Source organism: Brevundimonas sp. (genome assembly GCF_027487935.1).
Lineage (GTDB): Bacteria > Pseudomonadota > Alphaproteobacteria > Caulobacterales > Caulobacteraceae > Brevundimonas.
Window position 1 is genome coordinate 85,019 of sequence record NZ_JAIYCP010000004.1, and the last position, 25,552, is coordinate 110,570.

General features: G+C 65.5%; 22 protein-coding genes and 1 pseudogene. 10 read left to right on the top strand and 13 right to left on the bottom strand.

The features are described from left to right. Positions 1-2: 2 nt before the first annotated feature. Positions 3-1,016 (bottom strand): LacI family DNA-binding transcriptional regulator, encoded by a 1,014-nt coding sequence (locus Q0053_RS02040; protein ID WP_298095306.1) that lies wholly within the window; start codon positions 1,014-1,016, stop codon positions 3-5. Positions 1,017-1,171: 155 nt separating this feature from the next. Here Q0053_RS02040 and Q0053_RS02045 point away from each other — a divergent pair, with 155 nt between their 5' ends. The 5 genes from Q0053_RS02045 to Q0053_RS02065 all read left to right on the top strand — a co-directional run bounded on the left by Q0053_RS02045 (position 1,172) and on the right by Q0053_RS02065 (position 9,430). Beyond that, the gene (locus Q0053_RS02045) at positions 1,172-3,184 is read left to right on the top strand and encodes a glycoside hydrolase family 97 protein (RefSeq protein ID WP_298095309.1); all 2,013 of its coding nucleotides are present in this window, start codon (positions 1,172-1,174) and stop codon (positions 3,182-3,184) included. Continuing rightward, entirely contained in the window at positions 3,181-4,755 is a 1,575-nt protein-coding gene (locus Q0053_RS02050) for an MFS transporter (protein WP_298095312.1), read from the top strand. The genes Q0053_RS02045 and Q0053_RS02050 overlap by 4 nt, the downstream gene beginning before the upstream one ends. Further along, positions 4,752-5,690: an alpha/beta hydrolase-fold protein gene (locus Q0053_RS02055; protein WP_298095315.1), complete on the top strand. Its 939-nt coding sequence runs from the start codon at positions 4,752-4,754 to the stop codon at positions 5,688-5,690. The genes Q0053_RS02050 and Q0053_RS02055 overlap by 4 nt, the downstream gene beginning before the upstream one ends. An 11-nt stretch (positions 5,691-5,701) precedes the next feature. After that, on the top strand, positions 5,702-8,161 hold the full coding sequence (locus tag Q0053_RS02060) for a glucan 1,4-alpha-glucosidase (RefSeq protein WP_298095318.1): 2,460 nt from the start codon (positions 5,702-5,704) through the stop codon (positions 8,159-8,161). 75 nt (positions 8,162-8,236) lie between these two features. Beyond that, positions 8,237-9,430 (top strand): cation:proton antiporter, encoded by a 1,194-nt coding sequence (locus tag Q0053_RS02065; protein WP_298095321.1) that lies wholly within the window; start codon positions 8,237-8,239, stop codon positions 9,428-9,430. 180 nt (positions 9,431-9,610) lie between these two features. Here the strand turns inward: Q0053_RS02065 and Q0053_RS02070 are convergent, their stop codons facing one another. Further along, complete coding sequence (locus tag Q0053_RS02070; RefSeq protein WP_298095323.1) at positions 9,611-10,261, bottom strand: beta/gamma crystallin-related protein; 651 nt, start codon at positions 10,259-10,261, stop codon at positions 9,611-9,613. 234 nt (positions 10,262-10,495) lie between these two features. On the opposite strand from Q0053_RS02070, the gene Q0053_RS02075 reads away from it, so the two are divergent. After that, positions 10,496-12,235, top strand: a complete 1,740-nt coding sequence (locus Q0053_RS02075) for an amidohydrolase (RefSeq protein ID WP_298095326.1) — start codon at positions 10,496-10,498, stop codon at positions 12,233-12,235. A gap of 66 nt (positions 12,236-12,301) precedes the next feature. Here Q0053_RS02075 and ccoS read toward each other — a convergent pair whose 3' ends face one another. From ccoS to ccoN, 8 genes are read right to left on the bottom strand one after another with little or no spacing between them, the layout of a single operon-like run. Further along, the gene (gene ccoS, locus Q0053_RS02080) at positions 12,302-12,484 is read right to left on the bottom strand and encodes a cbb3-type cytochrome oxidase assembly protein CcoS (RefSeq protein ID WP_298095329.1); all 183 of its coding nucleotides are present in this window, start codon (positions 12,482-12,484) and stop codon (positions 12,302-12,304) included. Continuing rightward, a complete protein-coding gene (locus Q0053_RS02085) occupies positions 12,481-14,652 on the bottom strand; it encodes a heavy metal translocating P-type ATPase (RefSeq protein ID WP_298095330.1) in 2,172 nt (723 codons plus the stop codon). Before Q0053_RS02085 ends, ccoS begins: the two co-directional genes overlap by 4 nt. Next, positions 14,643-15,131 carry a FixH family protein gene (locus Q0053_RS02090; RefSeq protein ID WP_298095332.1) on the bottom strand — a complete coding sequence of 163 codons (489 nt, stop codon included), beginning with the start codon at positions 15,129-15,131 and terminating at the stop codon, positions 14,643-14,645. The genes Q0053_RS02085 and Q0053_RS02090 overlap by 10 nt, the downstream gene beginning before the upstream one ends. Further along, a complete protein-coding gene (ccoG, locus tag Q0053_RS02095; RefSeq protein ID WP_298095334.1) occupies positions 15,131-16,618 on the bottom strand; it encodes a cytochrome c oxidase accessory protein CcoG in 1,488 nt (495 codons plus the stop codon). Before ccoG ends, Q0053_RS02090 begins: the two co-directional genes overlap by 1 nt. After that, positions 16,615-17,511: a cytochrome-c oxidase, cbb3-type subunit III gene (gene ccoP / locus Q0053_RS02100; protein WP_298095336.1), complete on the bottom strand. Its 897-nt coding sequence runs from the start codon at positions 17,509-17,511 to the stop codon at positions 16,615-16,617. Before ccoP ends, ccoG begins: the two co-directional genes overlap by 4 nt. Next, entirely contained in the window at positions 17,504-17,677 is a 174-nt protein-coding gene (locus Q0053_RS02105) for a cbb3-type cytochrome c oxidase subunit 3 (protein WP_298095339.1), read from the bottom strand. The genes ccoP and Q0053_RS02105 overlap by 8 nt, the downstream gene beginning before the upstream one ends. Beyond that, on the bottom strand, positions 17,674-18,411 hold the full coding sequence (gene ccoO / locus Q0053_RS02110) for a cytochrome-c oxidase, cbb3-type subunit II (RefSeq protein ID WP_298095342.1): 738 nt from the start codon (positions 18,409-18,411) through the stop codon (positions 17,674-17,676). The genes Q0053_RS02105 and ccoO overlap by 4 nt, the downstream gene beginning before the upstream one ends. 10 nt (positions 18,412-18,421) lie before the next feature. Next, on the bottom strand, positions 18,422-19,939 hold the full coding sequence (gene ccoN / locus Q0053_RS02115; RefSeq protein WP_298095370.1) for a cytochrome-c oxidase, cbb3-type subunit I: 1,518 nt from the start codon (positions 19,937-19,939) through the stop codon (positions 18,422-18,424). Between the two features lie 262 nt (positions 19,940-20,201). Here ccoN and Q0053_RS02120 point away from each other — a divergent pair, with 262 nt between their 5' ends. Then, entirely contained in the window at positions 20,202-20,462 is a 261-nt protein-coding gene (locus Q0053_RS02120; protein ID WP_298095344.1) for a hypothetical protein, read from the top strand. Between the two features lie 9 nt (positions 20,463-20,471). Here the strand turns inward: Q0053_RS02120 and Q0053_RS02125 are convergent, their stop codons facing one another. The 3 genes from Q0053_RS02125 to hemN all read right to left on the bottom strand — a co-directional run bounded on the left by Q0053_RS02125 (position 20,472) and on the right by hemN (position 23,051). Further along, entirely contained in the window at positions 20,472-20,864 is a 393-nt protein-coding gene (locus Q0053_RS02125) for a response regulator (RefSeq protein WP_298095347.1), read from the bottom strand. Beyond that, positions 20,861-21,544: a helix-turn-helix domain-containing protein gene (locus tag Q0053_RS02130; protein ID WP_298095349.1), complete on the bottom strand. Its 684-nt coding sequence runs from the start codon at positions 21,542-21,544 to the stop codon at positions 20,861-20,863. The genes Q0053_RS02125 and Q0053_RS02130 overlap by 4 nt, the downstream gene beginning before the upstream one ends. A gap of 106 nt (positions 21,545-21,650) precedes the next feature. After that, on the bottom strand, positions 21,651-23,051 hold the full coding sequence (gene hemN, locus Q0053_RS02135) for an oxygen-independent coproporphyrinogen III oxidase (protein WP_298095352.1): 1,401 nt from the start codon (positions 23,049-23,051) through the stop codon (positions 21,651-21,653). Positions 23,052-23,123: 72 nt separating this feature from the next. On the opposite strand from hemN, the gene Q0053_RS02140 reads away from it, so the two are divergent. The 3 genes and pseudogenes from Q0053_RS02140 to Q0053_RS02150 all read left to right on the top strand — a co-directional run. Beyond that, complete coding sequence (locus Q0053_RS02140; RefSeq protein ID WP_298095355.1) at positions 23,124-24,644, top strand: PAS domain-containing sensor histidine kinase; 1,521 nt, start codon at positions 23,124-23,126, stop codon at positions 24,642-24,644. Then, positions 24,634-25,245, top strand: coding sequence for a response regulator FixJ (gene fixJ, locus Q0053_RS02145; RefSeq protein ID WP_298095358.1), 612 nt, complete (start codon positions 24,634-24,636; stop codon positions 25,243-25,245). The genes Q0053_RS02140 and fixJ overlap by 11 nt, the downstream gene beginning before the upstream one ends. A gap of 83 nt (positions 25,246-25,328) precedes the next feature. Continuing rightward, positions 25,329-25,552: pseudogene (locus tag Q0053_RS02150) on the top strand (5-aminolevulinate synthase); the annotation flags it as partial.

Here is a 25,552-nt window from a genome sequence, read left to right on the forward strand (position 1 = left end):
ACTCAGCCGCCGCAGCTCTCACGCACGATCAGGTCGGTGGGAATGCGTTCCGAGCGACCGACCGCGTCCCCGGAATTGTCGAGCAGTTTGGACACCAGAAGCCGGCCCGCCTTCATCGTATCCTGGGCGATCGTGGACAGAGCCGGGCGGCTGTACCGGCTGAACGGCACATTATCGAACCCGATGACCGAGACATCCTCGGGCACGCGCAGGTTGGCGTGCAACAGGGCACGAACTGCGCCGAGCGCGATCTGGTCCGAGGCGCAGACAATGCCGTCGAACTTCAGACCCCGCCGAATGAGGCCATCGACAGAGGCCTCGGCCGACTCGACCTCGAAATGGGCTTCCATGATGAGGTCCGGATCGACATCGATCCCGGACTTTGCCAGCGCTTCGAGGTAGCCGCGATGTCGCTGCATGGCCTCCGGCGGGTCGAGATCGCCAAGAAACACGATGCGTTTGCGCCCCAGCCGGGCCAGATGCAGCGTCGCGCGACGCCCCCCGGCCAGATTGTCAGACCCGACCGAGCAATAGGCCTGGTCCTGCATCTGGGCACCCCACACCACGAACCGGCCCTCTGTCTCGGCCAGCCGGTTCAGGCTCTGATGCAGGGTGCTCTGTCCGAGGAAGATCACGCCGTCGGCCCGGCTGGTATTCAAGGCCGCCGACAGGTCGTCGTAACTTGTTGGCGAGAAATGGCTCATGATCACGTCGCAGCCGCGCTCACGCGCCGCTTCGCCGACGCCGGCCAGGAGTTCAAGAAAGAATGGGTCGCTCAACCGACCCTCGCGGCCCTGGGGCCGGGGCGTTACCAGCGCGATTACGCCGTCGGCACCGATCGGTCCGGCCGGCATGTACCGACGAAACGGATAGTCATGCTCCCGCGCCAGTTTCCAGATCAGCTGCTTCGTGCGGGCGTTGACCGCCGGGCTGTCGTTCAACGCCCGCGATGCGGTCGATATCGACACGCCCGCCAGCCGGGCCAGATCTTCAAGACGGGTGTTGCGTCGGCTCAAGCGTGGGCTCCGGTCGGTACTCTGTCTGCAAATTTTGCTGCAAATCTTGCTTGTTCTGCGCCCCTCCGGTCGCGCTTGGCAAGTGCAATGCCCGGGAGCGCTCCTCGATGTTAAGTCGCCGCAGGCTCATCTCAGCCTCAGCCATGCTTGCCGGCATGCCCGCCGTAGCAAAGGCGCAGCCCGCCGGAGAAGTGTTCACCGCGGCCTCACCCGGAAACATTCTTTCGGTATCGGTGACGGTCAACGGCGAGGGGCGCCCGGAATACAGCGTCAGCCGTCTGGGGCGGCCCGTGATCGCCCCGTCCCGGCTCGGCTTCCTGCTGACCGACGCGGCCAAGCTGGAGCGCAATTTCGTCATCACCGCCGACGCCCCCACCTTGCATGACGATAACTGGGAGCAGCCCTGGGGCGAGCGCCGCTTCATCCGAAACCACTACACCCAGCTCCGGGTCCACTTCACGGAACGGAATGGCCTCCAGCGGCGGATGGCGGTCGTATTCCGTCTCTACGACGACGGCCTCGGCTTCCGATACGAAATCCCGGACCAGCCCAATCTCAAGACCGTCAGCATCGGCGATGAACTGACCGAGTTCGCCATCATCGATTCCGGCACCGCCTGGTGGATCCCGGCCTTCGAATGGAACCGCGAGGAATATCTCTACAACCGCACCCGGATCGACTCGGTCGGTGTGGCCCAGACCCCTCTGACGGTGCGTACCGATGACGGTCTGCATGTCTCGATCCACGAGGCGGCGCTGACCGACTATTCCGGCATGAACCTGCGGCGGGTCGAGGGCGGGCGGTTCAAGGCCTTCCTGACCCCCGGCCTGACCAATGCGGCCGTCGAGCTGACCGCCCCGTTCACCACGCCGTGGCGTACGCTGCAGATCGCCGACCGCGCCGGGGACCTGGTCGAGTCCAGCCTGATCCTGAACCTGAACGAGGCCAATACGCTCGGCGACGTCAGCTGGTTCAAGCCGATGAAATATGTCGGCATCTGGTGGGAGATGCACCTGGACCTGAAGTCCTGGAGCTCGGGGCCGAAGCACGGCGCGACGACCGAAAACGCCATCAAACACATCGATTTCGCGGCTGAGCATGGCTTCGGCGGCGTGCTGATCGAGGGCTGGAACGTGGGCTGGGACGGCGACTGGTTCGGCACCGGCTGGGACTACAGCTTCACCCGACCCTATCCCGATTTCGATCTCGAACGCGTCGCGGCCTACGCTCGCCAGAAGGGCGTAGAAATCATCGGCCACCATGAAACCGGCGGCAACGCCTTCCACTACGAGCAACAGCTGGATGCCGCCTTTGCCCAGATGCAGCGGTTCGGCTGGCACTCGGTCAAGACCGGCTATGTCGCGGACGCGGCCGGAGCGCGGGTGCGCGGCCCGGACGGACAACCACGCCTGGCCTGGCACGAGAGCCAGCCGATGGCCCAGCACCAGCTCCGCGTGGTCGAGACGGCTGCCCGATATCAGGTCGCCGTCAATGCCCACGAACCCTTCAAGGATACGGGCCTGCGCAGAACCTGGCCGAACATGATCTCGCGCGAGGGCGCGCGCGGCATGGAGTTCAGCGCCTGGGGCCAGCCGGGCAACCCGCCCGAGCATGAGGCCAATCTCGTCTTCACCCGCCTGCTGGCCGGGCCGATGGACTATACGCCCGGTATATTCGGCATGAAGACGCGCAGCCCGGACGGCATCGCCACCACCTGGGCCAAACAGCTGGCCCTGTATGTGACCATATACAGCCCGATCCAGATGGCGGCGGATCTGCTGGAGAACTACGAGGCCAATCCGGGCCCGTTCCAGTTCATCAAGGACGTCGCCGTCGACTGGGCAGAGACCCGGATTCTCAACGGCGAGATCGGCGACTACGTCACCACCGTTCGCAAGGACCGGAACTCCGACGAATGGTTCCTCGGTGCCGTCACCGACGAGCATCCACGGGTGCTGGACGCCGCCCTGTCGTTCCTCGACCCGGGCCACCGCTACCGAGCTGAAATCTATCGTGACGCGCCGGACGCCCATTGGCAGACCAATCGCGAGGCGATCGTCATCGAAAACCGCGAGGTCACAGCCAGTGACACCCTGAGCCTTCAGTTGGCCCCCGGTGGCGGTCAGGCCATCCGCTTCGTACCGATCGGCAGAGGACGCCGCACATGACCACCAACGCACCGGACGCCACCCTCGTCGGCCGCACCCGCCCGCGCCTGAGTCAGCTTGCCATCTGGAACATGTGCGTCGGCTTCTTCGGCATCCAGATCGGCTTCGGCCTTCAGAACGCCAACACCAGCCGCATCTTCCAGACCCTGGGCGCCGAGGTCGACAGCCTGGCCATCCTGTGGATCGCCGCGCCCCTGACCGGCCTGATCGTCCAGCCGATCATCGGCTATTTCAGCGACAAGACCTGGGGGCCGCTGGGCCGGCGGCGGCCCTACTTCCTGTTCGGCGCGATCGCAACGACCATCGCCCTGATCTTCATGCCCAACGCCCCCGTTCTCTGGATGGCGGCGGCGGCCCTCTGGATCATGGACGCGGCGATCAACGTCACCATGGAGCCTTTTCGCGCCTTCGTCGGCGACAATCTGCCCGAGGAACAGCGCGCCACCGGTTATGCGATGCAGAGCTTCTTCATCGGCACCGGCGCGGTGTTCGCCTCCTGCCTTCCGTGGCTGTTGTCCAACGTCCTGAATGTCGCCTCGACCGCGCCGGAGGGCATCGTGCCCGACACCGTGCGGATCAGCTTTTATGTCGGCGCGGCGGCCATGCTGGTCGCCGTGCTCTGGACGGTGTTCTCCACCAAGGAATACAGCCCCGAGCAGATCGATGCCTTCGAAGGGGCTCGCCCCTCGCCGGTCACGACCGAGGCCCTGCGTCCGGCCGCCCGCTATCTCACCGGCGGGCTGGTGTGGCTCACTTTGGGGACACTGGCCTGTCTGGCCGTCTGGCTTGTGCGCGAGCAAGCCATCGCCTTGCCGGCCGATCTCGAGGACTGGCGCAAGGCGGTCGGAAAGGAACTGTACATCCTGGCCGGCTTCGTTGCAGCCTTCGGTGCTCTCCAGCTGCTGGTCGCGGGTCTGCGTCGTGCCGCCCGCTCTAATGGCCTGACCGAGATTCTCGACGACATGTTCGGCATGCCCGAGACCATGCGCAGGCTGGCGGTGGTGCAGTTCTTCAGCTGGTTCGCCCTGTTTGCCATGTGGATCTACACCACCGCTGCGGTGACAGCCGTCCACTACAACTCCAGCGACCCGACCTCGGCGGCCTACAATGAGGGGGCGGACTGGGTCGGTGTCCTCTTCGGGATCTACAACGGCGTCGCGGCCTTGGTTGCCTTCGCCTTGCCGGTGCTGGCGCGCCGGATTGGCAGGCGCGGGGCCCATGCCGTGGCGCTTTCGATGGGCGGTCTGGGATTGCTCGGCATTTTCCTGATCCGCGATCCGCAGATGCTATGGCTGCCGATGGTGGGGGTCGGCATCGCCTGGGCCTCGATCGTTTCGATGCCCTACGCGATCCTGTCCAGCGCCGTACCGGGGCGCAAGATGGGCGTCTATATGGGCGTCTTCAACATCTTCATCGTGGTGCCCCAGTTGGTCGCCGCAACCGTGTTGGGGCTCATGCTCAACGCCCTGTTCCAGTCGCAAGCCATCTGGGCGTTGGTGGTGGGCGGGGTCAGCTTCTTCATCGCGGCCGCCTGCAGCCTGCGGGTGACGGAACCGAAGGTGATGCCGTGAACATCGACCGGCGTCATGCCCTGAAGGCTCTGGCCGCCCTGCCGATCCTCGGCGGCCCCCTGTCGGCGAGGGCCGAGGTTCCGGCCGCCGGCCGACTTGTCGAACACCCGCAGATGACCTCGGCCCATGTGGGTCCGCGCGACGTCACCGTCTGGCTTCCGCCCGGTTATGAGGCCAATGGAGAGGGATGGCCGGTCCTCTACATGCACGACGGCCAGAACCTGTTCGACAATGCGCGGGCCGGCTTTGGGGTCGAATGGGGTGTGGATGAACATGTCAGCCGGCTGGGCGCCGGGGGCCAGATCCGGATGCCGATCGTCGTCGGCGTTCACAACACCCCGCTGCGCCTGCGCGAATACGTGCCCGCCGACATGATCCGCGCCCTGCCGGGGGACATCCGGTCGGATCTTTTGAACCTCTACGGCGGGGAACCCCTGTCAGACGGCTATCTCCGGTTTCTCGTGGAGGAGTTGAAGCCCTTCGTGGACCGCACCTACCGCACCCGCCCGGGACGCGACGATACCGTCATCATGGGTTCCAGCATGGGTGGACTGATCTCCCTGTATGCCCTGATGAAACATCCGGAGGTCTTCGGCAGCGCCGGCTGCCTGTCGACCCACTGGCCGCTTCGGATCGAACGCCTCGATGACAACCGGCTGGAGCGTTGGCGCGAAACCATCGTCCAGACATGGAGCGATGTCATCGCCCGGGGCCTGCCCGATCCCGCGACGCACCGGCTCTATTTTGATCGCGGGGACGAAACGCTGGACCAGTTCTATGCCTTTTTTCAGAGCCGTATCGACACGGTCGTCTCGGGCGAGGGATGGGAACCGGACCGTTTTCGAAGCCTGGTCTTCCCCGGCGCCGAGCATAATGAGGCCTCCTGGAATCAACGCCTCGATACCCCGCTGACCTTTCTCCTGCCTCCCGAATGACGAGCCCCACCATGCGCACAGTCTCCCGCCTCGCCCTCGGTGCCGCCCTGTTGCTGAGTGCGGGATGTTCGACCCTGCAAGGCCTGATTCCCGGCCGCGAGGCGGCTACGCCCGTAATCGTCCCCGCCCCGCAGGTCGCTGCGATCGCGCCGGGCGCACCCGGGGACCAGCCCGTCTGGTCCAGCGCGGCCAAGTCCGGCGCAGGTGCGTCCTACGAAGCCTATGTCGACGGGCAGTACCGTGACGGTGGCCGCACCGGCGACGTCTCCCGGGTCTGGTTCTCGCTCGCGGACGGTGTCCTGACCGAGACCATGTACGGCCTGATCCATGAGGCCCAGATCAAACAGATGCGGTTCGCCGTTGTGGTCGACGGTCAGGTCTTCATCGAAGGCCGCGACACGACCAGCCGCATTGAATATCTGAACACGGACGCGCGCGGCCGGCCACTTTCGCCGGCCTATCGGGTGGTGACCACGGACCGCGGCGGCCGCTTCGAGATCGAAAAGCGCATCTACACCGACCCCGATCGTCAGTCCCTGGTCGTGCGCACGGCGATCCGCGGCCTTCGGGGCGACATCCAACCCTATCTGCTGCTTGAGCCGCATATGGCCAATACGGGGGTCGGTGACTCCGGAGATGCCGTTGCCTCGGGGCGCCCGATCATTGACGGTGTGGAGCAGCAGGAACCGGGTGCACTCTATGCTTACGAGGGGGACACCCACCTTGTGCTTCAGGCCGATCGTCCCTTCGTCACCGCCAGTGTCGGCTATGTGGGAACCTCGGACGGCCTGACTGACCTCGCAGACGGTCGGCTGGACCACGTCTACCGCTCCACCGGCGACACGAACGGCAACATCATGCTGACCGCCGGCCTCGAGCGGCTGCGGGCGGGTGAGACCCGACAACAGGACTTTGTCATCGGCTTCGGCCGGTCCCGTCAGGAGGCCCGTCGCTCGGCCACGGAGAGCTTCACGACCGGGCTCGACGAAGTCCTTTCCCGTTTCAATGGTGAGGGTGACCACGTCGGTTGGGAAGACTATCTGGCCTCGCTTACGGACCTGCCCCGGATCGCCGAACAGTCCACCGACGGTGGCAAGCTGGCCTGGGCCTCCGCCCTGATGCTGAAAGTTCAGGAAGACCGGACCTTTGCCGGTGCCCTGATCGCCTCCCTGTCCAATCCATGGGGCGAGACCGTCGACGCCACAGCCTCATCGACCGGCTACAAGGCCGTCTGGCCGCGCGACTTCTATCAGGTCGCCATGGCCTTGATGGCCCTCGGTGACGTCGAGACGCCGGTCGCCGCCTTCCGCTACCTGCCCCAGGTCCAGGTCCGCGCCGACACACCGGGCAACACCGGCGCGACCGGCTGGTTCCTGCAGAAAACCCATGTCGACGGGCAGATTGAGTGGGTCGGGGTCCAGCTGGACCAGACCGCCATGCCCATCATGCTGGGATGGAAGCTCTGGAAGGCCGGCCGCATCAGCGACGCCGAGCTGACCGCCATGTATTTCCGCATGATCAAACCCGCCGCTGACTTTCTCGTCGATGGCGGCAAGGCCGGCATCCTCTGGAACGACCGCCAGATCACCCCGCCCTGGACCCAGCAGGAACGCTGGGAGGAGCAGGAAGGTCATTCGCCCTCTACCACCGCGGCCGTCATCACCGGCCTGACCGTCGCCGCCGATATCGCGCGGTCCTCCGGCGACCCCGCCTCCGCCGCCCGCTACCAGGCCGCCGCCGACGACTATGCGTCAAAGCTGGAATCCCGGATGTTCACGACCGCAGGAAGCCTCGGCGACGGCCGCTACTTCCTGCGCCTCAGCCGCAACGAAGACCCCAACGATCAAGGCCTGCTGGGCGAGAACAACGGCCAGCCCGGCCTGCCGGAGGACCGCATCATCGACGGCGGTTTCCTTGAGCTGGTCCGCTACGGTGTCAGGGCTGCCGATGCCCCTTCGATCACAGCCAGCCTGCCCGAGTATGATGACCAGACCCGGGAAGCCCGCCTGCGCGTGCGCTATGATCTGAACGGTGCGCCGGGCTGGCGTCGCTACGGCAACGATGGTTACGGCGAGAATATCGACACGGGCGGCAACTATGGCGTCGGCGGCATGACGCCCGGTCAACGCGGACGGGTCTGGCCGATCTTCACCGGCGAACGAGGCCATTATGAAATCGCACGCGCCGTTTCCGAGGGCGCGAACGACGCGGCATTTGAGGCCATTCGCACGACCTATGTCGGTGGAATGGAGTCCTTCGCCAACGAAGGCCTCCTTTTGCCTGAGCAGGTCTGGGACGGTGTCGGCAATCCGACGCGTAACCAGTACCGCCCGGGCGAGGGCACGGACTCAGCGACGCCGCTGGCCTGGACCCATGCAGAGTATATCAAACTCCTGCGCTCTCTGGCGGATCGGGCCGTCTGGGACCGCTATGCTCCGGTCGAGCGTCGCTATGGTCAGTCCGGCCGCTGACGCCGGCCTTCTCGCCGGACGACAGGAACGCGCGTCATTGATTGAACCAGACCGGGCAATCCGTCGGAGGGTGCCATGAACCACGCCATGAACACGATCGAACTGTATCTGGCGGCCATGCTGATCATATTCAGCGTGCCCTACCTTGTCTGGCGCGGCCTGCGAACGGAGGCCTACGCACCCCTGGCGGTGGTGCAGATCATCGGCGGCATAGTGCTGGGCCCCGGCATTCTGGGAGCCGTGCTCCCGGACGCGCACGCGGCCGTCTTCAACCCGCAGGTCATCATGGCCTTGAATGGTGTCGCATGGTGGGGAGTCATGATTTTCGTCTTCGTCGCCGGCCTCGAACTGGATACCAGCGAGCTCTGGACCAATCGGGTCGAGACCGGCGTGACGGCCGGCCTGGCCCTGGCGACGCCGCTCGTGTTCGGTACCGTGGCGGCTATCGGTCTGGTGCAGTTTCCTGGTTGGGCCGGGTCAGGCGCCGAGAATTGGCAGGTCGTCCTCGGCATCGGCATGGCCTGTGCGGTGACAGCCCTTCCGATCCTGATGTTGTTCATGGAAAAGCTGGAGATTCTCCGTCAGCCCTTGGGTCAGCGCATTCTTCGCTACGCCAGCCTCGACGACATCGCCATCTGGGGCGTCCTGGCGCTCATCCTGCTGGATTGGGAGCGCATCGGCCGCCAGGCGGCATTTGTCGTCGGCTTTGTCGTTGCGACCATGGCGATCCGGGCCTTGATGAAGCGTCTGCCGGAGCCCGACCGTTGGTATGTCAGCCTGATCTGGCTGGCAGCCTGCGGCCTTGCCGGCGACTGGTCAGGCCTGCATTTCATGGTCGGTGCCTTCCTGGCCGGAGCCGTGCTGGACAAGTCCTGGTTCGACCGGACGAAGATGGACCTGTTTCGCAACCACATCCTCCTGGCGCTCATGCCAGTGTTTTTCCTGAGCACAGGCCTGAAAACGCAATGGGACGTCGGCGGGGTGGCGGTCTTCCTCGCCGCCGGCCTGCTGCTTTTCGCATCCATCGCCGGCAAGCTGACCGGGGTTCATCTGGCCGGCCGCATCCTGAAATGGCCGAAAGGTGAGGCCCGGGTAATCGGCTGGCTGCTCCAGACCAAGGCGCTGATCATGATCATCTTCGCCAACATCCTTCTGGACCGGCAGATCATCAGCAATGACGCCTTCACCGCCCTGCTGCTGATGGCCGTCGGATCGACCATGCTCACCATGCCGATCGTCACGCCACTGCTTAAGCCCCGGCAGGGATAAAGGCGGGCGGCGCAGGACAGACCCGCGCATGACCCCATCAGGGTGTGATCAGCAGACAGGGGCCCTGCCGGACCCGCTCGTTCGGCATCGGGTCCGGAAGCTCACAAGGTCGGGCTCGAGCCCTCGGTCTGGCCGGGGTGGGCCGGCTGCCGCAGGACAGCATGCCCACCGCCGCGCGCCCTAGCCGATGGGCCTCAGGGACGAAATACGATCATTCATTCCGGAGTCCCGAAGGTCACGGATATTGTTCCGGAATACCATGCACCGTCCGCGGAAATACGCGTCGGTACAGGCCTGCCACTGGCCGCGGAACTGCATCGAGCTGATCTCGTCATTGAAACCGGTATGGTCCAGGTTCACGACTTCACCATCGAAGCGGATCGAACGACCGCGATAGTTATGGTCTCGATAGGCGATGACAAACGCACCGCGGTTGCCACCGCCATAGCCCGGATTGTAGCCGCCGCCGCCATTGTTGCCGGGGTTGTAACCACCGCCACTGTTGTTGCCGGGGTTATAGCCGCCGCTGCCGCCGCTGCCGCCGCTGCCCGGATTGTAGCCGCCGCCACCGGAGTTCTGCCCGCTTCCGCCGCCGCCCGGATTGTAGCCGCCACCACCGGAGTTCTGGCCGCCTCCGCCGCCACCCGGGTTGTAGCCGCTGCCACCGCCGGGGTTGGCACCACCGCTCGCACCGCTGTTGATCGGCGGACGGGACTGCTGCTCCGCCGGAGCCTCAGCCGCCGACGACAGGGTCGCAAAACTGATCGAGAGCGCAAAGGTCGAGACTGCCGCAGCAGCCGAAAGGCCATAATAGAAATTTTTGATAGACACTATAAGTCACTCCTGTTGTGCTCATTGGCGGCTTGGGATCAAAATGCTTGATGTGGAGACTTTATGAGTTTTCATGAGCAGTCAAATTTGTCAGCTATCACCCTTAGTATTGAGGTCGACTTATAGTTGAATGGTTGAGAGCGCCTCATTGATGCAATGACCGGACATCAGTTCTGGGATCCGGCATTGTTTTGATCCTCTGACTGCAGTGGTTTGATTTGAAAGAGATTGTCGATGTGTAATGCCTGCGATGAACGCTTCATGCATGTCATGCGGAGCCTTCACGGCCGTCGTGACGTTCTGCGCGGCATTGGCGGAGGCTTTTTCGCCGCCGCAGTGGCTGCGCCGGGAGCGGCGCTGGCGCAGGCCGCAGATCACGGTCACGCCGACACGATCTTCCTCGCCCGGCGCATCCACACCATGGACGCGCGCAATACCGTTGTGCAGGCGATCGCCGTCCGGGATGGCCGGATTGTCGCGAGAGGCCGCCGCGACGACATCATGGACCTGAAGGGACCGCGCACCCGGACGATCGATTTCGGCGACTACACGGTCCTGCCGGGCTTCGTTGACCCCCACATGCATTCGAATTTTGCCGGCCTGCGCCCCTGGCTGGACATCGGCCCCTTCACGACGGCCACCATGGACGAAGCCCGCCAGAAGATCCGCGACGCGGCCGCCCGGGCCGGCCCCGGAGCCTGGATCCAGGGCAAGATGCTTGACCCCTCGATCATGCCGGGACGCGAGCTGACCCGGGCCGATCTCGATCAGCTGTCTCCGGAAACGCCGGTCTTCATTCTCGAGTCCAACGGACACAATGCCTATGCCAACAGCCGGGCCATCGACCTGGCCGGGCTGACGAAGGATACGCCGGACCCGCCCCAGGGCCGGTTTGTCCGCGGCGCGGATGGCGAACTGACCGGCCGGCTGGAAGAACCTCCGGCCTTCCAGCCCTTCATTCGCGTGATGTCATCGCCGGGCGAGGCCGAGCTGGTCGGGTTTCTGCGGGCCGATCTGGATGATGCTGCAGCCAAGGGCTGTACGGCCCTGCATGACTGCGGCATCGGCGGCCTGTTCGCCGAGGCTGACATCGGCCTCATCGAGGCGGCGCTGCAGGGCGACGCCCCCGTCCGTTATGCCGGGCTGCTGGTCTCGACCCACTATGAAAAATGGAAGGAGATGGGGCTGCGGCCGGGCCTTCACTCACCCAATTTTTCATTCAGCGGGATCAAGGCCTGGTCGGACGGTTCCAACCAGGGTCTGACCGGTTATCAGCGAGCGCCCTATCTGAACTCGACCAACCGCGGCACGCTCAACTATTCGCCCGAAGAGATCGAGAGTCTGGTCCGCACGCTGCACAACGACGGCTGGCCCATCGGAATCCACGCCAATGGCGATGCCGCCATCGATGTGGTGCTCGACGCCTATGAGCGGGGCACCAACGGCGAGGGTGGCCACGCGCTCCGGCACCGGATTGAGCACTGCAGCATTCTTCACGACGACCAGATCGCCCGGATGAAGGCGCTCGGTATCTCGCCGTCGTTCCTGATCGGTCATGTCCACTACTGGGGCCGGGCCTTCCGCGATCGACTGCTCGGGCCGGAACGTGCTGACAGGCTGGACCCCTGCCGCTCCGCCCTTACCGGCGGCCTGCGGATCTCGCTGCACTCCGACTACAATGTGACCCCGATCGACCCGCTGCGCTGCGTCGAGAATGCCGTTCTGCGTGACATGAACGAGGGCGGCGGCATCCTGAACCCGGATGAGTGCATCTCGCCGATCCAGGCCCTCCGGGCGGTCACGATCGATGCCGCCTGGCAGTGCCATCTCGACGACACCTGCGGCAGCCTTGAGGTCGGCAAGGCCGCCGACCTGGTGGTGCTGGAGCGCGACCCGACGACCGCCCCGCCGGACACCCTCCGGTCGATCCGGGTACATTCCACCTGGCTCGCCGGCGAAGCCCGTTTCCAATGAGACGGGGCGCGGGGTCGGCAAGCCTGCTGGTACAGGTTTTCTCGCCCCGGTCTGACCGGCCTTCGACTATTCGCCTCGCGCGCGCCCGGTGTCCGGCGGCCCCGGTTGATCGTCGTCGTCGATCAGGATGCGCTCTGCCGCTCCCTGAATGTCGTCATACTGGCTGGCGCGCAGGGTCCAGACAAAGGCACCGACAGCCATCAGGCCCAGGAACACCGAGAAGGGTCCGAGAAGAAGCAGTATGTTCATCGCCCGCCCCTCACCCGCAGGGCATTGATCGTCACGACCAGGGAAGAGCCTGACATCGCGAGCGCGGCCACGAACGGGTTCACCAGACCGATCATAGCGGCAGGGGCCGCCACGAGGTTGTAGAGGGCCGCAAAGCCGAAGTTTTCCAGCGCCCGGCGACGGGCCGAACGCGCCACGTCTATCGCCTCGACAACGGCCATCAGGGCGTCGCCGGTCAAGACAAGGTCTGCCGCATTCTGACTGGCCGCCAGCGCCGTTCCGGGCGCGACGGCGGCATGGGCACGCGCCAGTGCGGCGGCATCGTTCAAACCGTCCCCGACCATCAGAACCTTGCGACCCCCTGTGGTGAGGCGGTCAATCGCGTCCGACTTCTCCTCCGGCAGCAGGCCTGCGCGCCAGTCGGCGACACCCACCGCATGGGCCACCCCCTTTACTGCGCCGTTCCGGTCACCCGACAGGATCTCTACCGTCAGGCCACGCGCCCTGAGCGCCTTGATCGTGTCGGCTGCGTCCGGTCGCAGACCGTCCGTGAAGTGAAGCCGAACCTTTGTCTCGCCCTCAAAGCCGAACCAGATTTCCGTCTCACCGGAACGGCGGGTCGGGGCACCCACGAATGCTGCCCGACCCAGGCGTGCACGGCGACCGTCGATCAGACCTTCAACCCCAAGGCCCGGATGCTCGGTGACCCCGGTGGCCAGCGGGCCCTCTCCGGCCGCCCGGGCCACAGCGCGTGCCATCGGGTGACCGGACGCCCGGGCCAACGGAGCGGCCATGGCGATGATGGCCGATGAAGCACCGACCAGGGCCGGGCACCCCTCGGTCAGAACGCCGGTCTTGTCGAACACCACATGATCGATCTCCGCCAGCCGTTCCAGTGCGGCCCCTGACTTGACCAGAACCCCGCCTCGGAACAGCCGCGCCGAAGCCACCACCTGGACCGCCGGAACGGCCAAACCGAGGGCACAGGGACAGGTGACGATCAGGACCGCGACGGCACGGATGAGGGCTTCCCGCGGTTCGAGACCAAGGGCCCAGCCCCCGGCGAAGGTGGCAAGGGCAGCCGCATGGACCACCGGCACATAGAGCGCCGCCGCGCGGTCGGCGAGCCGGACGTAGCGCGAGCGCGACTGGGCACCGGCGTCAACGAGGCGCGCAATGGCCGCCAGGGTCGAATCCTCCGAGCGTGCCCGGGCGCGCAGGGTCAGCAGGCCTGAGGTATTCACGGCTCCCGCCCGGCAGAGCTGTCCCGGCCGGACCCGCTCCGGTGCGCTTTCTCCGGTCAGGAGGCTGTTATCCAGCAGGGCCTCGCCGTCCTCGAGTGTGGCGTCGACCGGAATCCGGTCGCCCGGGCGAACGCGCAGCAAATCTCCGGGCTGGACATCGCCGAGGGGGATAGACCGTTCGCGGCCGGCTGCATCAACGATACGGGCCACGGGTGCCTGAAGCGCCAGCAGGTCCCCTGCGGCGCTGCGCGCCTTCGCCCTCAGCACATGATCCAGCCAGCGCCCGATCAGCAGCAGGAACAGCAGTGAAACCGCCGCGTCGAAATAGGCGTCACGCCCGTTGAGGATCGTCTCCGAAAAGCTGATCGCCAGGGTCAGGATCACCCCGACCGAGATAGGCACATCCATATTGGCCCGGCCCGCCCGCAACGACCGCCAGGCGGACTTGAAGAAGGTCATCCCTGCAAAGATGGCACAGGGCGCGCCCACGGCGGCCGACATCCACATCATCATCGAGCGGGTGGCGGGGCCGAGTTCCTGGCCGAACAGTCCGGCCCAGATCGGAACCGAAAACATCATGGCATTCATCGCGCCGAAGCCCGCGACCGCCAGGGCAAGGATCAGCTGCCGCCCCTCACGGTCCCGCTGCACAAGCGCAGCGCCGGGGTCATAAGGGGTCGCCGGATAGCCGAGCCGCTCGAGAGCGGAGATTATCCGTCCCGGATCTGCGGCAGCGCCCTCAAGAGCCAGGGCCAGGCGCCCGGTAGACAGGTTCAGACGTGCCGAGGCCACGCCCGGAAGGCGCGCCATCTCGCGCTCGATCTTGGCGATGCAGCCGGCGCAGCGCGCCCCGGTCACCAGCAGATCAAGTCGGGTCTGACCATCCTTGGTCCGCCGCAGGAAGGCGGACATGTCAGGCCCGGTCGCATCAAAGGTCACGGCCATGTCAGCCTCCGCTCGGCCACAAATGGTTGACCGCCGCCCGTGGCATCGACACGGGCGTCCCAGACGCCGGACAGGCCGGCGCGGGCACCGCTGTACTGGCCCGGCGCTGTCTCGGTGAGGGTCAACACGCTGCGGCCCTGTTCAGTGGCCGGCCGCAACAGGGTGGCGGTGACCTTCAGCCCACGCAGGGGTTGGCCGTCCCGGTCGCGGAGCAGGACGATCACGGCGTCCGGCCGGGCCTCGAGGGCGGCGCGCCAGCCGATGGCTTCCTGGACCCGAAGCCGCTCCAGTTCGGCATTGTAGATCAGGCCCGCCTCATAAGGCCTCGGCGCGACCTGACCCGGGTGGGTGCGATAGGCCAGGGTCAGAAAAGCACCGTCGACCCCAATGACAACGGCGAAAAAGGCCACGACCCCGGCGGCGACATGCCAACCCTTTACGGTGAACGGGGCTCGCGGCGGTGTGGAGGGGGCGGTCATCAGCGGGAGTCTCCAAAGTCGAAAGCGGTCCGGACCGTCTGGACCTCATCCCCCGACCGGATTGCGAAGGTTGCAGGCCGGCTGCCTTCGGTAACCTCGGCGGCGGGCGTGGTGACGAAGACCCGAACGGAGGTGACCCGGTTGGGGTCGACCTGAAGGCGCAGCGGGTTGGAAACCGGCCGACCGGGACTTCTGAGGGTCGCGCCCGGAACGCCGGCATAGCGGACTTCCACGGTCGCCGGTTCAAAGCCGTGGTTGGCGATCTTCAGCGTATAGCCGTTGCGGACAGCCCCATCATGAAGCCGGATCGCAGCCGGATTCCGGTCGCGCAGGGCGTGAACCTCGAGGGTCTTGCGGGTGCTGAAGCCCCAGATCATGAGGCCGCTGACGATCGCCAGCGCAACGCCGTAATAGAGGGTCCGGGGGCGGATCAGACGGTGCTCCGGCTTGTGACCGCAGCTACGGGCCGCAACTGCCGCATCCGTGTCATAGGCAATGAGCCCCCGCGGCCGGCCGACCTTCTCCATGACCTCATTGCAGGCGTCGATGCAGAGGCCGCAGTTGATGCATTCCAGCTGGGCCCCGTCGCGAATATCGATGCCCATGGGACAGACCACAACGCACTGGTTGCAGTCGATACAGTCGCCACGCCCTTCCCAGGTCTCCGCCTTCTTGTGCGGCCCGCGTGGTTCTCCGCGGTCGTAGCGGTAGGTCACCTGGAAGGACTGGTCGTCCAGCATCGCCCCCTGGATGCGCGGCCAGGGGCACATATAGGTGCATACCTGCTCGCGCATATGTCCGGCGAAGACATAGGTGGTGAAGGTCAGGACGGCGCAGGAGACATAGGCCGTCATGGGCGCGGTTCCGACCCAGAAGGTACGGATCAGGTCCGGCGCATCGTGAAAATAGAAGATCCAGGCACCGCCGGTGCCGAAGGCGGTACCGATCCAGACCGCGTGCTTACCCGCCTTGCGCCAGAATTTGGTGAAAGACATCGGGGCCGCGTCGAGCCGCATCCGCGCGTTCCGGTCACCCTCGAACAGGCGCTCGATATAGATGTAGAGATCGGTCCACACGGTCTGGGGACAGGCGTATCCACACCACAGCCGACCGAACAGGGCCGTCACAAGGAACAGTGACAAGGCCGCGAGCACCAGCAGGCCGGTGATGAAATACACCTCCTGCGGCCACAGCTGGATCATGAAGAAATAGAACCGGCCACCATCGAAATCGACGAGCACGGCCTGGTCGGGAAGGGCTCCCGGCCGATCCCAGCGGATCCATGGCGTTATGTAGTAGATCGCCAGCGTGACGATCAGCAGCGCCCATTTGATCCAGCGCCACTGGCCGTTGACCAGTTTGGGATAGATCGGCACGCGGGCCTTGTAGAGGCCCGTGGGGCGGGTTTTCTCGCGCTGTTTTTCGGCGACAGACACCGGACCCGTCCTCGTCGAACGCTCACGGGTCCGGTCAATGATGATGGTCATGGCGCGGCTGCAGCGGCTCCTGACGCCTCGCCGCCCCCGGCGTTGACGTGGACATAGACAGCCAGGGCCTTGATCACCCCGGGCGAGAACCGGCCCTCCCACGTCGGCATGACGCCGTTGCGGCCATTCTGGATCTGACCCCGGATGGACTCGCGGTCGGACCCGTACAGCCATTCGCTGTCGGTCAGGTTGGGGGCACCGACCAGGCGATTCCCCACGCCCGTCGGCGTATGGCAAGCCGCGCAGTTGTCGGCATAGAGCTGCTGCGCCCTTCCCACTGCCGCCGCGTCCGCGGGACGGCCCGAAAGTCGAACGACATATTCCGTCATGTCGGAAACCTGTGCGGGGCTGAGCATGCCATCTCTACCGAAGGCCGGCATCTGCGAGGTCCGGGTCTGGGGATGGGCCGACCGGACGCCGACCCGAAGGGTGTGCTCGATCTCCTCAAGCGTTCCACCCCACAGCCAGACGTCATCGCGCAGATTGGGATAGCCGCGTGTCCCGCCGCCCCCGGCACCGTGACAGGTCGCACAGTTGTCCCCGAAGACGGATTGCCCGACCGACAACGCATGCGCCTGCAGGGCCGGGTCGGCCTCGATCTGCTGCAGGGATGCCGTCGCCAGCATCGCCTCGTCGCGGCCACGCTGAACCCGAAGCGCGTCCAGCTGTTCGGCGACATCGGCCCGGTCGGACTGTTTGAGAACCCCCGGGGTGTAGCCGTTCAAGCCCGGCCAGGCCGGCATCAGCACCCAATAGACAACGGCGAAGATGATGCAGCCGTAGAAGATCCAAAGCCACCAGCGTGGCAGCGGATTGTCCAGCTCGCGGATACCGTCCCATTCGTGTCCGGTCGTCTCGATGCCGGAGTGTTCGTCGCGCTCGGGTTCAGACATGCTCGTCCTCGTCGTTTTCGAGCGGGAGATGGGAAAGGCGCTTGAACGCCTCGCGGTTTTTCGGCCACAGCGCGTAGACGACACCGGCGATGAAGACAGCGCCGAAATAGAGGGTGCCGCCCTGCTGGGCGAACTTCGCCACGGTTTCGTAGTCGAGGCCACTCATCGCAGGTTCTCCGGGTCTTCAGCCTGGTAGGTGCGGAAGTCGACCTGGGTGCCGAGCTGCTGCAGATAGGCGATCAGGGCATCCATCCGTGTCAGCCGCGCAGGATTGCCGTCGAAGTCGCCCTGGGCGACCCGCGGGCCGTATCGGCTGCGAAGATCCGAGGTCGCGCTGGCGAAGGGATCGACCTGGGCATTCAGGTCGGCCGCGGCATTCTCGATCTGGTCCGCGGTATAAGGAACGCCGACGGTCAGCATGGTTCTCAGCTGGGCCTGGATCGCGTGTTGATCGAGGTCCTGATCCGCCAGAAAGCGGTAGGGAGGCATGTTGGACTCAGGCACCACCGAGCGCGGATCGGTCAGGTGCTCGCGGTGCCAGTCGTTGGAATACTTGCCGCCGACGCGCGCCAGGTCTGGCCCCGTCCGCTTCGATCCCCACTGGAACGGGTGGTCGTACATGCTCTCGGCGGCAAGGCTGTAGTGGCCATAGCGTTCGACCTCATCCCGGAGTGGGCGGATCATCTGCGAGTGGCAGCCGTAGCAGCCCTCCGCGATGTAGACGTCACGCCCGGCCAGCTCGAGCGGGGTGTAGGGGCGGACGCCCTCGACCTCCTCGATCGTGCTCTCGACCCAGAACAGCGGGGCGATTTCGACGATGCCGCCGATGGACACCACGACCGTGATGCCCAGGACCAGCCAGAGCGAGTGGCGCTCGAACCTGTGATGCTGTTTCCACATGATCTGATCCTCACTCGGCCGGCAGGAGTTGCGGCTGGATCGTCGTCGCGGGCACGGCCGAGCTGTTCGGCACGGACGGCATGCGGATCGTTCGCCACAGGTTGTAGGACATGATGAGCGTGCCGCTCAGGAACATCAGGCCACCGACGGTGCGGATGATGTTCTGGATGTGCTTGGCGGACACCGTCTCGATGAAGCTGTTCGCGAGGAAGCCGTCGGGCGTGTACTCGCGCCACATCAGGCCTTCCATGATACCGGAGACCCACATCGCGGTGATGTAGAGAACGATACCGGTCGTCGCGATCCAGAAATGCCACTCGACGAGGTTGTTCGAGTACAGCCGCTCCTTCTTCCAGAGCCAGGGCACCAGGCAGTAGATGGCGCCGAAGCTGATGAAGCCGACCCAGCCCAGGGCCCCCGAATGGACGTGGCCGATGGTCCAGTCGGTGTAGTGCGACAGGGCGTTTACCGTCCGGATGGACATCAGCGGACCTTCGAAGGTCGACATGCCGTAGAAGGCGATGGCCACGACCATCATGCGCACAACCGGGTCGGTGCGCAGCTTGTCCCAGGCCCCTGACAGGGTCATCAGGCCGTTGATCATCCCGCCCCAGGACGGCATCCACAGCATGATCGAGAAGGTCATGCCCAGCGTCTGCGCCCACTGCGGCAGGGCCGTGTAGTGGAGGTGGTGTGGGCCCGCCCAGATGTAGATGAAGATCAGCGACCAGAAGTGGACGATCGACAGACGGTAGGAATAGACCGGTCGCTCAACCCGCTTCGGCACGAAGTAATACATCATGGCGAGGAAGCCGGCAGTCAGGAAGAAGCCGACCGCATTGTGCCCGTACCACCACTGGACCAGAGCCCCCTGGACGCCGCCGAACACAGAGTAGCTGCGGGCCTCCAGCAGGCCGACCGGCACGGAGGCGTTGTTGACCAGGTGCAACAGGGCGACGGTGACGATGAAGGCCAGATAGAACCAGTTGGCCACGTAGATGTGGGGTTCCTTGCGCTTCCAGATCGTGCCGAGGAAGACCAGCAGATAGGCGACCCAGACGATGGTCAGCCACAGGTCGACGTACCATTCAGGCTCGGCGTATTCCCGCGCCTGGGAAATGCCCGCGACATATCCGCTGGCCGCAAGCACGATGAACAGCTGGTAGCCCCAGAAGACGAACCAGGGCCAGATCCCGCCGGCCAGCCGCGCCTTGCAGGTCCGCTGTACCACCCAGAAGGACGTACAGATCAGGGCGTTACCCCCGAAAGCGAAGATGACGCCGGAGGTATGCAGGGGCCGTAGTCGGCCAAAGTTCAGCCAGCCGTGCTCCGGGAAGTAGAATATCTCGGGCCACGACAGCTGCGCCGCGATCAGCACACCGACCGTCATGCCGATCACACCCCAGAACATGGTGGCGATGACCCCGGCGCGTATGACCCCGTCCTGGTAGCGAGTCGGGTCACTGCGGAAATTGCCCTGGGCGACGCCGATGGTCAGGGCGCTCAGGGCGATGACCGAGGCCGCCATCAGGATATAGCCATGGAACCGGAAAGCCGTGTCATCCGTAAGGGCCGTCGCGAACAGGGCCAGGACCGCGGAGATGCCGAGGAACAGGAACAGGGCGACGACGTCTGACGGGGCATCGGCGTCGGGCGTGGCTATGGACGGCATTCGGATGGATCCCTTGAGGACAGAATGCCTCCGTGCCCGGGCTTCGCAGGCCGCGCCTTGCGCTGGCGCAAAGCGGGCCGGGCATTTTTCGGGTCCTGTCGGCCCAGGAGAAAACGAGATGCGTATTCAGGATATCCAGGACGAGCAGGTACTCGGCGCGGCGCTGATCCTGCTTGGCCTTTCACTGGGTGGTGCGGCCGCGGCGACAGGCCTGCTGGCCGCGGCCCACATGGCACAGACCGGCCCGATGTGCGGGTCGACCCTCGGTCATTGCTTCCGCTGTGTGGCCGCTGTGGCCCTGCTCTTAGCCGCACTGGCGAGCACCGGCGCGGCTGCCTGGCTGCTGAAGCCGCGACCGGCGCTCCCCGCAGCAGTCTGACCGGGTCTCTCAGCCCTGCCGGGCCAGCGCATTGTGGACTGTCGTCAACAGCGCATCGGTGAGAAGCGGCTTCTCGACAATCGGAACACCGGCCGCGGCCGCCCGGTTTCTCAGGACAGTGCGGGGATTGGTCGTGATCAGGATTGCAGGCAGGCCCACGCCCACCGCCCGAAGACACTCAAGCAGGGCGAGGCCATCCATGCCCGGCAGGTTTTGATCCAGAACCAGACAGCCTGTGTCCGGCAGGTCACCCGCTGCCAGCAGGCTTTCGCCATCGCGAAAGCTGCGCACATCAAGGCCTTCGAGGTCGAACGAGAAATGCACGGCATGGGTCACCGCAGGGTCGTCGTCCACAAGGATGACGGCGGGCCGGGTCGCAAGACTGACGGTCGTCGCCGTCACGCGCACAGACCCTCGAGCCGATGACGCTGGAGCAGGCGAACGTGGCGCGATGACCGCGCCTCGACCAGGCCCTGGGCCTGGAGCTGGGACAAGGTGCGCGAGACGGTATGGATGGTCAGACCGACATGGTCGGCGATGTCCTGCCGGGTCATGGGCAGGTCAATGATTTCCGGCCGACCCATGCGTTCGGCGAAATCCAGCAGGAAGGCGGCGACGCGCTCGGTCGCCCCCTGTCGCGCAAGGATCAGGGCGTGGTCCTCACTCCGCCGGAAGGCCCGGACGGTGACCTGCCACAGCGCCCGCGCCAGACCCACATCAGTCACGGCACGCCCGGCAAGCTCGGTCCGCTCCATCGCCAGGGCATCGACGCGGCTCAGGGCCTCGGCTGTGGTCGTATGCTCCAAGCCGGCCTCGAGGCCGAGAAAATCCCCCGGCAGATAAAACCCTGTGACCTGCCGGCGGCCGTCACTCAGGAGGCGGTAGCTGATGACGGCACCGCTGAGCACCCGATAAACGAGCCGGACCGGGTCACCTTGCCTGAACAGAACCGCACCGGGGGCGAAGGGTGATCGGGGTGCTGCTGTCGCGTTCGCAAACGCACCGCAAAGCGCGCAATCGGACCCCACATCCGACGACGGCACAACCGCTTCCCGGGATTCATGATGGCGTAGGGCGGTCATCCGGTCCTCCTTGCACAGCCGATGACCGAGGTTAGGACCCTGCCCCGCTCGCCGGTATTCGGGTCTGCCCCCTAAGGGGTTTCCCTGATGCCGGAAGGTGGACCCGCTACACCGCCCGGGCGTGCCGGGACTCAACAGCGGACAGCCCCGCGTCGAAACAGGCCGCGACGACACGCATCAGCCGGAAGGCCTCTGCCGGGATGGTCACCGAGCGCCCCTCGACACGGCACAACCCGTCGGCCTCAAGCCTCGATGCCGCGGCCAGGGCCGCGTCCAGCGCCGTCGTTTCAAATCCACGCATCCGGCACTCTGAACCGACGTCGACAGTCAGGTCGCACATCAGGCGTTCAATGACGCACGCGCGCAGTTCATCCTCCCCCGAGACCGGAAGGCTTCGCCCGACGGGCAGTTGCCCGGCCTCGACAGCACGGCCCCAGACATCGGTCGCTGCAGCGTTCTGGATGAAACCGGCGGCCAGCCGGCCGATCGAGGAAGGGCCGACTGGAATCAGCACGGGGGCCGGATCGTCCGTGTAGCCCTGAAAATTCCTGCGCAAGGTTCCGGATGCGGCCGCCCGGGCGAGCGGGTCGCCCGGAAGGGCGTAATGATCGAGGCCGATCCGCAGATAACCCCCGTCCCGCAGCACCGAGTCCGCCGCTTCAGCCTGGGCCCAGCGTCCATCGCTGTCAGCGAGCTCGGCCGCCTCGATCATGACCTGGTGCTTCTTCATCCAGGGAACATGGGCATAGCCGAACACGGCCACCCGGTCCGGCCGCAGCTGGATTGCGGCCTCGGCCGTGGCGGCGACGTTCTCCGGCGTCTGGCCCGGAAGGCCGTACATCAGATCGAAATTGACGGCCCTGACGCCCGCCGCCCGCAACCGCGTGGTAGCGGCGGCCACCTGATCGAGGGGCTGAACCCGGTTCACACGGGCCTGCACCGCCGGATCAAACGTCTGGACTCCGAGGCTGGCGCGGGTGACCCCGGCCTCGCCCGCCGCGTCAATGAAGGCGTCCGAGAGCAGGCCTGGATCGAGTTCAACGGCCACCTCGGCCCCGGGACGAAGGGCGAACCGCTCGCTCATGTGCCGGACAAGGGTACGGAAATGGTCCGGCGACAGGGCGTTGGGACTGCCCCCGCCGAAATGCAGGTGCGCGGCCCCGGCATGCGGTCCGACGGCGTCCGCCCACAGGTCCACTTCGCGCATCAGGGTCCCGAAAAAAGCCCCCACCCGCTCATAGTCGTGGACGACACTGGTATGGCACCCGCAGTACCAGCACAGGCGACGACAGAAGGGGATGTGAACATAGGCCGAAACCGTCTGGTCTCTGCGCAGTGTGGCAAGCCAGGTCCGAACCTCCTCATCTCCGGCCACGGGTTGAAAGGCGATCGCTGTCGGATAGCTGGTGTAGCGCGGCAAACTCCGCGCGGCATGAGGCCGCCAGGCCGCAGGCAACTGCCCCGACGACATCGGATGGATCAGGGGTTCCGGAGCGTTATGCGGCATTCGCCGACCTAACCGCCGCAGTCGTCTGGTGGAATTCGGGAGTTTCACCTACGGGTTGTTGCGGAGGCTGGAATGACCGTTAACCACCCGGACGCGAGCAAGGCCCGGGCCCTCTGGGCCTGGATGCTGGTGGCCCGCCATACCCGGCTGGGCCTGGTGACCGCTTTCGTCCTCACCGCCGCCGCTTTCCTGCTGCGCCTCACCCTTTCGCCGGTACTTGAAGACCGGCTCTTGTTCATGATTTTCATCCCCGCCGTGATCGGCGCGGCGGCGCTTGGCGGCGCGGTACCCGGCGCAACAGCGACCCTGCTCGGCCTTGGCTGCGGCCTGATGATCTCGAGCGCCCCGGATGGTCTGACCGACGGGGACCTGATCAGCGCAGTCGTCTTCCTGCTGATCGGTGCAGCGGTGACCGCGGGTGGGGAGGTCTTCCAGTCCATGCGGTCGCGCTCCGTGGCCGTGAACCGCGACCTGCTCGCCCGGGAAGCCCACCTCCAGTCCATCCTTGCGACCGTGCCGGACGCGATGGTGGTCATCACCGAAGACGGGAACATGCAGTCCTTCAGTCTCGCCGCCGAACGCCTGTTCGGCTGGAAGGCCGACGAGGTGATCGGTAGCAATGTGAACATGCTGATGCCCGAACCCTACCGCGCGCATCATGACGGCTATCTGGATCGCTATCTGACCACCGGCGAGCGACGTATCATCGGGGTCGGTCGGGTCGTCCTGGGAGAGCGCCGCGACGGCTCTACCTTCCCCATGGAATTGTCCGTCGGAGAGATGATTTCGGGCGACCGAAGGTTCTTCACAGGCTTCGTCCGCGACCTCAGCGAACGACAGGACATTGAGCAGCGGCTTCAGGAACTGCAATCCGAACTGGTCCATATCTCCCGGCTGAGCGCCATGGGGGAGATGGCGTCCGCGCTGGCGCACGAGTTGAACCAGCCGCTTTCGGCGATCGCCAACTATCTCAAGGGATCATCGCGCCTGCTGGCTGCAGAACCGGTGCCGCGCGAACGCCTGCTCGAGGCCGTCCACAAGGCGGGTGAACAGGCGCTTCGCGCCGGGGAGATTATCCGCCGGTTACGGGACTTCGTGGCCCGAGGAGAGGCAGAACGGCGGGTCGAAAGTCTGCCCAAACTGGTCGAGGAGGCCAGCGCCCTCGCCCTGGTTGGCGCGAAGGAAACCGGCGTCCGCGTCCAGTTCAGATTTGCGCCCGGGATCGAGTTTGTTCTCGCCGACCGGGTTCAGGTCCAGCAGGTTGCGCTCAACCTGATCCGCAACGCCATGGAGGCGATGGAAGACAGTCCCAGCAAGGTACTGGAGATCCGGATCGACGCGGCGGCAGATGGTCATGCCCAGGTTACAGTCGCCGATACCGGTTCAGGAATCAGCGCAGAGGTCGCCGAACAGTTGTTCCAGCCCTTTGTTACGACCAAACGGACCGGTATGGGCGTCGGCCTGTCGATCTCCCGAACGATCATCGAGGCGCATGGCGGACGCATCTGGACGGAGCCGAACCCCGGCGGTGGGACCCGACTCTGCTTTACACTGCGGGCTGTTGGCGAGGAGGAACTCAAAGATGCTGAATGAGCCGGTCGTCCATATTGTCGACGACGACGCCGCGATCCGCGATTCACTGGCGTTTCTTCTGGACACGGCAAACCTGCGGTCGCGGACCTATGACTCCGCCGCGGCCCTGCTGGCGTCCGCAGGACATCTGGCCCCGGGCTGCATTGTCACGGATGTCCGCATGCCGGACATGAACGGCCTGGAGATGGTCCGTCGACTGTCCGAGATCGGGGTGAGCCACCCGGTGATCGTCATGACCGGCCATGCGGACGTTCCGCTGGCCATCGAGGCCGTCCGGGCCGGCGTGAAGGACTTCATAGAGAAACCCTTTGACGATGACGCCCTGCTCGCCTCGGTTCGCGCGGCCATCGCGCACCAGACCCTTGCGGCAGAGCACGCCGGACGGGATGCCGAATTGCGTGACCGGCTTGCCAGCCTTTCAGCACGGGAGCGCCAGGTGCTGGACGGCCTGGTCGCCGGACAGGCCAACAAGGTCATCGCCTACGACCTCGAGATCAGTCCCCGGACGGTCGAGGTCTACCGGGCCAATGTCATGACCAAGATGCAGGCCCGCAGCCTGTCCGAACTCGTCCGCATGACGATTCTCGTCCAGCGCCCCTGACTCCCCGGCCTTCAGGTGTTTCCCGGAGGTGACCCGGGCGGGCGCAGATGGGAATGATCCGGATCATCGCGAGGTCCATCCTGATGTTCGACTACCAGGCCGCATTCCAGACCGCTGTGGAGCAGGTCAAGGGCGAGGGGCGCTATCGCGTCTTTGCCGACCTGAAGCGCGTGCGCGGCCAGTTCCCTAGGGCGAAGCGCCGTCGCGAGGACGGGTCGGAGCAGGACGTGGTGGTCTGGTGCTCGAACGACTATCTGGGCATGGGTCAGCACCCGGCGGTGCTGGAGGCCATGCAGACCGAGATCGA

Bases quoted from the DNA above. Each gene is read 5' to 3' on its own strand.
- Q0053_RS02045 (WP_298095309.1), top strand. From the start codon at position 1,172: ATGCCCGCCGTAGCAAAGGCGCAGCCCGCCGGAGAAGTGTTCACCGCG.
- Q0053_RS02050 (WP_298095312.1), top strand. From the start codon at position 3,181: ATGACCACCAACGCACCGGACGCCACCCTCGTCGGCCGCACCCGCCCG.
- Q0053_RS02060 (WP_298095318.1), top strand. From the start codon at position 5,702: ATGCGCACAGTCTCCCGCCTCGCCCTCGGTGCCGCCCTGTTGCTGAGT.
- Q0053_RS02065 (WP_298095321.1), top strand. From the start codon at position 8,237: ATGAACCACGCCATGAACACGATCGAACTGTATCTGGCGGCCATGCTG.
- Q0053_RS02075 (WP_298095326.1), top strand. From the start codon at position 10,496: ATGTGTAATGCCTGCGATGAACGCTTCATGCATGTCATGCGGAGCCTT.
- ccoS (WP_298095329.1), bottom strand. From the start codon at position 12,484: ATGAACATACTGCTTCTTCTCGGACCCTTCTCGGTGTTCCTGGGCCTG.
- Q0053_RS02085 (WP_298095330.1), bottom strand. From the start codon at position 14,652: ATGGCCGTGACCTTTGATGCGACCGGGCCTGACATGTCCGCCTTCCTG.
- Q0053_RS02090 (WP_298095332.1), bottom strand. From the start codon at position 15,131: ATGACCGCCCCCTCCACACCGCCGCGAGCCCCGTTCACCGTAAAGGGT.
- ccoG (WP_298095334.1), bottom strand. From the start codon at position 16,618: ATGACCATCATCATTGACCGGACCCGTGAGCGTTCGACGAGGACGGGT.
- ccoP (WP_298095336.1), bottom strand. From the start codon at position 17,511: ATGTCTGAACCCGAGCGCGACGAACACTCCGGCATCGAGACGACCGGA.
- Q0053_RS02105 (WP_298095339.1), bottom strand. From the start codon at position 17,677: ATGAGTGGCCTCGACTACGAAACCGTGGCGAAGTTCGCCCAGCAGGGC.
- ccoO (WP_298095342.1), bottom strand. From the start codon at position 18,411: ATGTGGAAACAGCATCACAGGTTCGAGCGCCACTCGCTCTGGCTGGTC.
- ccoN (WP_298095370.1), bottom strand. From the start codon at position 19,939: ATGGCGGCCTCGGTCATCGCCCTGAGCGCCCTGACCATCGGCGTCGCC.
- Q0053_RS02120 (WP_298095344.1), top strand. From the start codon at position 20,202: ATGCGTATTCAGGATATCCAGGACGAGCAGGTACTCGGCGCGGCGCTG.
- Q0053_RS02130 (WP_298095349.1), bottom strand. From the start codon at position 21,544: ATGACCGCCCTACGCCATCATGAATCCCGGGAAGCGGTTGTGCCGTCG.
- hemN (WP_298095352.1), bottom strand. From the start codon at position 23,051: ATGCCGCATAACGCTCCGGAACCCCTGATCCATCCGATGTCGTCGGGG.
- Q0053_RS02140 (WP_298095355.1), top strand. From the start codon at position 23,124: ATGACCGTTAACCACCCGGACGCGAGCAAGGCCCGGGCCCTCTGGGCC.
- fixJ (WP_298095358.1), top strand. From the start codon at position 24,634: ATGCTGAATGAGCCGGTCGTCCATATTGTCGACGACGACGCCGCGATC.